This window comes from Sodalis-like endosymbiont of Proechinophthirus fluctus, assembly GCF_001602625.1.
Taxonomy (GTDB): Bacteria; Pseudomonadota; Gammaproteobacteria; order Enterobacterales; family Enterobacteriaceae.
In genome coordinates this window covers 38,563-40,039 of the sequence record NZ_LECR01000046.1, presented here as the reverse complement: position 1 = coordinate 40,039, position 1,477 = coordinate 38,563, and the positions used below count along the sequence as shown (strand labels likewise).

The window sequence follows — 1,477 nt, the reverse complement described above, 5'->3', positions numbered from 1 at the left end:
TGGCTGGCGCTATCAGCGTCACCTCAGCCAGTTGCCCCGCTCGGCGCCATAATTCCTGCTGAATGACTATATTTTCAATGACATACCCTAGCTCGGGATACCCAAGCTCAGCACCGTCGAAGGCAATACGCCCGAAACTGTCTCGCTCCCAGACTTCCATGCCCCGATAAGGATTAGCGCGCTGCGTGGTGATAGCCTCCCAGACCTGCACATACTGCAGCAAACGTCGGCTGGCAGCATTGATAGCGGAAACCCGCAGGGCCGGCTGCTCGACAGGGAAAATCGCCTCTGGCCCCTGGCGCTCGATGAGCGCCACGCGCAATCCAGTAGTCCCATGCAGGCCGCAGGCCAGCGCCAGGCCGACCATGCCGGCACCACTAATCACGATATCAAATGATTGCATAGCCTAATGGATCCTTGCTTACGGGTCGGGGGTCAACGGGCCACCCATCCCATTGTTTTACGCGCCAGCGCATCGCGCAGCGACGGAATATGGGCCATGGCCAGTAGCCCAAGATTTCGTCCTATCACTAACGGAAGGTGACGGTTGGTGAACAGATGAATCAGCCCGTCGGTAATGCCAATGGTACTAGCCTGATCCGGCTGCCGACGACGCTGGTAGCGCGATAGCACGGCGTAATCGCCGATATCTTCCCCTTGCGCTGCAGCCTGCGTCAGGGTTTCTGCCAGCGTCATCACATCGCGCAGCCCCAGATTGAACCCCTGTCCAGCAATGGGATGCAGTGTTTGCGCGGCATTACCCACCAGCGCCAGGCGGTGGGTAATATGCCGCTCGGCCGTGCGCAGTCGCAGCGTGTAAAACTGGCGCTCACCGGTGGCGGTAATACGGCCGAGCCGCCAGCCAAACGCCTGCTGCAACGCCTGGCAAAACTGTCCTTCGTCCCAGTTGGCAATATCATGCTCATGCGCAGCTGGCAGGCACCAGACCAGCGAACTGTGCGTGCCAGATATGGGCAGCAACGCCAGCGGGCCATGTGGGGCAAACCGCTCGAACGCGTCACCACTGTGCGGCAAGGCGGTGCTGATGTTGGCGATAACTGCAATTTGCTGATAATCCATCTGCCGCCAGCGAATGCCACATTGCGCTGCCAGTGGCGAGCGAGAGCCGTCCGCTGCCACCACCAGTTGCGCATTGAGTTCCACGCTGTTATTCAGAGTAATGACGTTACCCGCTTGTTCGCGTCTGATGCCTTCAAGCGTTGCTGGACAATGCAGCCGCACGCCTGGTGCCTGGCGCAGCAGGTCAAATAGCCGTTTGCCAACTGCGTGCAGTTCAACGACATAACCCAGCGCCGGCAAATGATAGTCGCCCGCCGCAATTTGAACTTTACCCAGGTGCCCTTCGTCGCTCACCTCCACCCGGGTAATAGCGGTGACGCAAGGTGCCAGCGCTGGCCAGACGCCGATAGCGGTTAGCTCGCGGCAGGTCCCCTGCGCTAGCGCGATAGCGCGGGCG

General features: G+C 60.1%; 1 protein-coding gene and 1 pseudogene. Both read right to left on the bottom strand.

The window, feature by feature from the left end; genetic code table 11:
- Window positions 1-403 (bottom strand): annotated as a pseudogene (locus BG74_RS16970) (FAD-dependent 2-octaprenylphenol hydroxylase); the annotation flags it as partial.
- A 32-nt stretch (window positions 404-435) separates the two neighbouring features.
- On the bottom strand, window positions 436-1,477 hold a 1,042-nt coding region (gene ubiH, locus BG74_RS05365), incomplete at its 5' end, for a 2-octaprenyl-6-methoxyphenyl hydroxylase (protein ID WP_066597124.1).